The 5,373-nt window shown below is 62.7% G+C and carries 9 protein-coding genes; 6 read left to right on the forward strand and 3 right to left on the reverse strand.

Going from position 1 to position 5,373, the window contains the following annotated elements; translation table 11 throughout:
- On the reverse strand, positions 1–417 hold a 417-nt coding region (locus EN939_RS19465; protein ID WP_164751083.1), incomplete at its 3' end, for an alcohol dehydrogenase catalytic domain-containing protein.
- Between the two features lie 123 nt (positions 418–540).
- Here EN939_RS19465 and EN939_RS19470 point away from each other — a divergent pair.
- From EN939_RS19470 to EN939_RS19480, 3 genes are read left to right on the forward strand one after another with little or no spacing between them, the layout of a single operon-like run.
- Complete coding sequence (locus EN939_RS19470; protein ID WP_127269295.1) at positions 541–735, forward strand: DUF1192 domain-containing protein; 195 nt, start codon at positions 541–543, stop codon at positions 733–735.
- Positions 736–740: 5 nt separating this feature from the next.
- Positions 741–2,072, forward strand: a complete 1,332-nt coding sequence (locus EN939_RS19475; protein ID WP_329608556.1) for an MFS transporter — start codon at positions 741–743, stop codon at positions 2,070–2,072.
- Between the two features lie 32 nt (positions 2,073–2,104).
- Positions 2,105–2,368 carry an ArsR/SmtB family transcription factor gene (locus EN939_RS19480; RefSeq protein WP_013529232.1) on the forward strand — a complete coding sequence of 88 codons (264 nt, stop codon included), beginning with the start codon at positions 2,105–2,107 and terminating at the stop codon, positions 2,366–2,368.
- Between the two features lie 6 nt (positions 2,369–2,374).
- Here the strand turns inward: EN939_RS19480 and EN939_RS19485 are convergent, their stop codons facing one another.
- Positions 2,375–3,031, reverse strand: a complete 657-nt coding sequence (locus tag EN939_RS19485) for a glutathione S-transferase family protein (RefSeq protein ID WP_127269297.1) — start codon at positions 3,029–3,031, stop codon at positions 2,375–2,377.
- Between the two features lie 105 nt (positions 3,032–3,136).
- Positions 3,137–3,967, reverse strand: a complete 831-nt coding sequence (locus EN939_RS19490; protein ID WP_127269298.1) for an alpha/beta fold hydrolase — start codon at positions 3,965–3,967, stop codon at positions 3,137–3,139.
- Between the two features lie 100 nt (positions 3,968–4,067).
- Between EN939_RS19490 and EN939_RS19495 the strand changes: the two genes are divergently transcribed.
- The 3 genes from EN939_RS19495 to EN939_RS19505 all read left to right on the forward strand — a co-directional run.
- A complete protein-coding gene (locus EN939_RS19495) occupies positions 4,068–4,589 on the forward strand; it encodes a winged helix-turn-helix transcriptional regulator (protein WP_127269299.1) in 522 nt (173 codons plus the stop codon).
- A gap of 77 nt (positions 4,590–4,666) precedes the next feature.
- A complete protein-coding gene (locus tag EN939_RS19500) occupies positions 4,667–4,900 on the forward strand; it encodes a hypothetical protein (protein ID WP_027037125.1) in 234 nt (77 codons plus the stop codon).
- Between the two features lie 150 nt (positions 4,901–5,050).
- Positions 5,051–5,373 (forward strand): GlcG/HbpS family heme-binding protein (locus tag EN939_RS19505; RefSeq protein ID WP_127269300.1); only part of this gene is annotated, 323 nt, incomplete at its 3' end.

Consider the following 5,373-nt stretch of genomic DNA (forward strand, 5'->3'; position numbering starts at 1 on the left):
GTGCCAGACGGTGAAGTAGTTTTCCGGCACCGCCGCGGCTTCGGTATGGGTGAAGCCGGCGGGCAACGGCAGCACGCTCCCGGCATGCACCTTGACATATTCGGCATAGCCGCCGCCGGGCGTCAGCGCGCAGACGCGGTCGCCGATGCGCCAGCGCGATATGTCGTCGCCAAGGGCCGCCACTTCGCCCGACGCCTCGAGGCCCGGCAGGTCCGACGCGCCGGGCGGCGGCGGATAGGCGCCCTTGCGCTGCTGGATATCGGGCCGGTTGACGCCGGCGGCATGCACCTTGATCAGGATCTCGCCGGGGCCGGGCTGCGGCACGTCGCGTGTTTCCGGCTTCAGGACCCGAGGGCCACCCGGCTCCGAGATCGCGATGGCCGTCATCCTTGCCGGAATTTTCTGTCCGCTCGCCATGAGATTTCCCGTCTTTCCTCGCCGTTGTCCGATCGGCTGTTTGCATCGACGCCCCTGCCCTATGTATGCTGATTGCCAAATCAGGCAAATGGCCAATCTGGTCTTGGCGGAGGAGGAGCGACGATGGCGATCTTCGACGACGAACCCAAGAAGAAGTCACGCCCGCACGAGATCGGGCAGGACCTGTCACTGCTTTCCGTCAGCGACTTGACCGAGCGGATCGGTATCCTGCGCGACGAAATTGCCCGCCTGGAAGCCGAACTCAAGGCCAAGGACACCACCAAATCCGCGGCCGAAGCACTGTTCCGCCGCGGATAGGCGCGCTGGCGCAAAGCCCGCCGCCGAAAAGCCCGAATGCGGCTGTCTTCAGACCCAGCGTCCCCGCCAAACCTGAGCCGGATCAAACAATGTTCGCAACCTACCGACCGATCCTCTCGCTGCTTCGCGGCACCGCTTTCCTGCTCGCGGCATCTGGATTGCATGGACTGCTCTTGCCCCTGCGCGGTCAACTGGAAGGTTTCTCGACCGCATCGCTCGGCCTGATGGGCACGGCATGGGCCGGCGGCTTCGTCACCGGCTGCTTCTTCGCACCGCGCATCGTGCGCCGCGCAGGCCACGTTCGCGCCTTTGGCGCCTTTGCCGCATCCGGCGCCATCGTGGCGCTACTGACCGGGCTGATCATCGACGAATATGTCTGGATCCTGCTGCGCGCCTTCACCGGCTTCACCATGGCCGGTGCCTTCATGGTCATCGAAAGCTGGCTGAACGAGAAGGCCACCAACGAGAACCGCGGCACCGTCTTCGGCCTCTACATGATGGTCACTTATGCCTCGATCATGGGCGGGCAGATGATCGTCGCCGGCGGCGACGTGAAGTCCGCATCGCTGTTCATGATCACCGGCATCCTGTTTTGCCTATCGCTCATTCCGACGGCGGTCTCGACCGCCTCTCACCCCAAGCCGCTGCAGGATGTCTCACTTGATGTCAGAGGCCTTTATGCCAATTCGCCGGTGTCGGCGGTCGCTTGCGTGTTGATCGGCATCGCCAACGGCGCCTGGGGCACGCTTGGCGCCGTCTATGGCGCCCGCATCGGCATTTCCACGGCCGAGATCGCCCTGATGATGAGCCTTGTGGTCGTTGCCGGTGCCGCGATGCAGCTTCCGGCCGGGCGTCTCTCCGACAAGACCGACCGGCGTTTCGTGCTGGCGGGAGCGGCTTTCGGCGGGGCTTTGTTCGCGCTCTTGATCTTTCTGTTCGAGCCGCGCTCCGGCGTCTTCGTCATCGTCTTCACTGCCGCCTATGGCGCCTTCGCCTACACGCTCTATTCGATTGCCGTGGCGCATGCCAACGACCACGCGCGCTCGGAGGATTTCGTCAAGGTATCTGGCGGGCTGTTGCTGCTCTACGGCTTCGGCACGATGATTGGACCCTTGCTCGCCGCCGCTTTGATGGGCTGGATGCGCCCGGAAGGTCTGTTCTTGGCGACCGCCTTGGCGCATCTCTGCCTGGCAGGCTACACGCTGCTGCGCATCAGCCGCCGCGCGCCGGTGCCGATCGGCGATCGTGATGCCTTCAAGACGCAGCCGGCCGACCGTTCGGTCACCCCGGAAGCATTGCGGCTCGATCCCAGAAGAAAAGCAGAAGCAGACGGTTGAGATTCGAAAGGCTTTGCCTCACTAATACAGGCATGATGTTTTCCGACGCCTTCATGGCGATTGCCGATCCCAATCGGCGCCATCTTCTGGAAGAACTTCGCCGCGGCCCGAAAACCGTCACCGAACTGGCCGCCGGCTTGCCGGTCTCGCGCCCGGCTGTGTCGCAACATCTGAAAGTGCTGCTCGATGCCGGCCTGGTCCACGCCAAGCCGGAAGGAACAAGGCGCGTCTATACGGTAAGCGGCACCGGCTTCCTCAAACTCAACATCTGGCTCGATCAGTTCTGGGAAGCCTAACCCCGATCAACCGTTGTTGTAGGGGAAGAACTTGAAGTAGGGCTGCGCCTCCTCGATCACCCGGGCGAAGGCGGAGCGCTGCAGCAGCCGGTCATGGTAGCGTTTCACGGTCGGATACTTGTCGCCGAACGGCTCGACCTTGTTGGCATAGAACAGCGCCGGGGACGCTGCGCAATCGGCCATGGTGAAGGTGTCGCCCATCGCCCAGATCTTCGACTGCATGTCTTGTTCGATGATGGCATAGGAATTGCGAAGCTGGTCGCAGGCCTGCTCGACGCCGAACGGGTCAGTCTTGTCCTGCGGCCGCAACCGATCGCCGACGATCTTCTGCATCGGCTCCTGCACATAGAAATCATAGAAGCGGTCGGCTTGGCGAACGGCCAGCGCCAGGTCGATGTCGGCGGGAACGAGGTCGACCGGCCCCGGATAATGCGCGGCCAGATATTCGACAACAATGGTCGATTCCAGCACCGTGCGGTCGCGCGCATCGTCGCGCAGCGCCGGCATCTTGCCGGCCGGCGAAATCTTCAGGAAGGCCGCGCGCGACTGAGCATCGCCAAGATCGACGATGACAGGCTTGAACGGCGTGGCGTTCTCGTACAGCGCGATCAGCGGCTTCCAGCAGAAGGAGGCCAGCGGATGGAAATGAAGCGTCAGGGACATTTTTTGCTCGCCTGTTTCCTGGTTTATCGGTGGCCGGCGCCGGGCATGCTCGTCATAGGTAAACACTGCGGCAAGGATTGCTCGTCAAGGCCTGCTTTTGCCGCTTCAAGCGGCGTGGGCGACGATGCCGGCAACAATCATATCCCAGTCGTTTGGATGCAGCTCGTGGCCGCCACCTTCGATCCGGATGATTTTCGCGCCGGTGACCGCCTTCCCCAGCGCCTCGCCATGTTCGACCGGAAAGATCGGATCGGCCGTGCCGTGGATGACCAGCAGCGGCGCCGTCATTTCATGCAAGCGGCCTTTCCACGCGTCGCCGCCCCTGAGCATGAAATGGTTGGTCGCGCTCAGGAAGCCGCCGGAGCGGTCGTGATCCTGCTCGACAAAGGCACGCATCCGGGCCTCGTCGAATGGATGTGCGACGCTGGCGATCGCCCGCGCATCCCTGACGATGAAATCGACCACCTGGCCACGGTCCGACCAATCGACTTTGGCGCCCTCGGCCGAATGCTCGATATAGGCATCGCTCGTCTGCGGCAGGTGCGAAGTGTCGGTTCCCACGGGCGTGCTGCTGATGACGGTCAGCGATGCGACACGGGACGGGTGTTCCAACGCCACAAGCTGCGCGATCATGCCGCCCATCGACATGCCGACGACATTCGCCTTGCCGATACCGTGGTCGTCGAGAACGCGCATTGCATCGTCGGCCATATCATCGAACGTGTAGGGCGGCTCTCCCGGCTTGTATTTGGTCGAACGGCCGGTATCGCGATTGTCGTAGCGGATCACGAACAGGCCGGCATCGGCCAGTTCCCGGCAAAACGCCTCCGGCCACCACAGCATCGAGGCCATCGCTCCCATGATCAGCAACAGCGGCGGGTTCGCCGGATCGCCAAAGGTTTCGGATATGATTTCGGGGCGTTCGGTCGTCGTCACGGTGCGGCCTCCTCTCCTGCAATACTGATTGCATTTTGCAATCGGTTGCACGATAATAAAACTGATACGACAATGCAACTGGTTTTGGAGAAAAAATCTCATGAGCATGGATCGCCGGTCCGGATGTCCGATCAACCTGTCGCTGGAAGTGTTCGGCGATCGCTGGAGTCTGATCATCCTTCGCGACATGATCTTCGGCGGCAGGCGTCATTTTCGCGAGCTGCTCAACGGATCGATGGAAGGCATCGCCTCCAACATCCTCGCCGATCGGCTGAAGCGGCTGATGGAACTGGGCATGCTGACCAAAGCCGACGACCCCTCGCACAAGCAGAAGGCGATCTACAGCCTGACCGAAATGGCGATCACGCTGGTGCCGATCCTGGCCCATCTTGGCGCCTGGGGCCGCGTCTGGCTGCCGGTCAGCGAAGAACTCTCGATCCGCGCCGAACTTCTGGAAAAGGGCGGACAGCCGATGTGGGACAAATTCATGGACGAGTTGCGCCATGAACATCTCGGCAAGCCGCTCGATACCGCCTCGGGTCCTTCTGTCCGCGCCACCTTGCAGGCCGCCTATGAAGCCCTGGTTGCCAGCAAGGCTCTCGCCGCCGACTCTGCCGCTTGACCAACTTATTTTCCCGTTTGGGGGCCGGCTCTGCTAGAAGAAGCGGAAAATCACAATTCACGGGATTGGATAAGGTCTTGGTTGAGAACTCTCGGGATGCTGCCCGCGCACGCGCCGACCTGCGCTTCAAGAAGCAGGAAGAGGCGGCAACCGTCCGCCAGAAGGCGATGGCCGAATACGTCGCCGAGAGCGACGCCCGCCAGGCCAAGACCAACAAGCTGCGGGCGCTGCGTCTCGCCAAGGAAGCCGAAGACCTCGCCAACGCGCCAGCGGAACCTGCCAAGAAGCCGGCCCGCGCCAAGAAAAAATGACCTGAAGCCGCACAGGCACCAACTCCTATCCGGAGGCTGTGACGGTCGCTTCCTTCCCACCTCTTCACGCGAAGCAATTTCAACCGAAACCGGGATGTTATCTCGCCCGTCGACGGTCGATGATCGACGCCTTTCAGACAGGAGACCGCCATGACCGCACTGCCGCTCGAAAAAGCCAGGCAAATCATCGATGCCGCCTTTGCCAAGGGCTCCGATCTCAAGCTTAAGCCGCTTGGCGTCTCGGTGCTCGACGCCGGCGGGCATCTGGTCGCCTTCCAGCGCCAGGACGGCGCCTCGTTCCTGCGCCCGCAAATGTCGGCCGGCAAGGCCTATGGTGCGCTCGCCATCGGCATGGGCTCGCGCAAAGTCGAGGCTTTCGCCAAGGAGCGCCCGCACCTCGTCGCCGGCATCTCGGACGTCTCTGGCGGACGCGTGCTGCCGGTCGTCGGCGGCGTGCTGATCCGCGACAAGGC

This window comes from Mesorhizobium sp. M7A.F.Ca.CA.002.05.1.1, from assembly GCF_003998335.1.
GTDB lineage: Bacteria > Pseudomonadota > Alphaproteobacteria > Rhizobiales > Rhizobiaceae > Mesorhizobium.

What these genes read in the sequence shown, in the direction of transcription:
- EN939_RS19485 (WP_127269297.1), bottom strand. Translation starts at nt 3,031, where the DNA reads ATGTCCCTGACGCTTCATTTCCATCCGCTGGCCTCCTTCTGCTGGAAG.
- EN939_RS19470 (WP_127269295.1), top strand. Translation starts at nt 541, where the DNA reads ATGGCGATCTTCGACGACGAACCCAAGAAGAAGTCACGCCCGCACGAG.
- EN939_RS19495 (WP_127269299.1), top strand. Translation starts at nt 4,068, where the DNA reads ATGAGCATGGATCGCCGGTCCGGATGTCCGATCAACCTGTCGCTGGAA.
- EN939_RS19480 (WP_013529232.1), top strand. Translation starts at nt 2,105, where the DNA reads ATGATGTTTTCCGACGCCTTCATGGCGATTGCCGATCCCAATCGGCGC.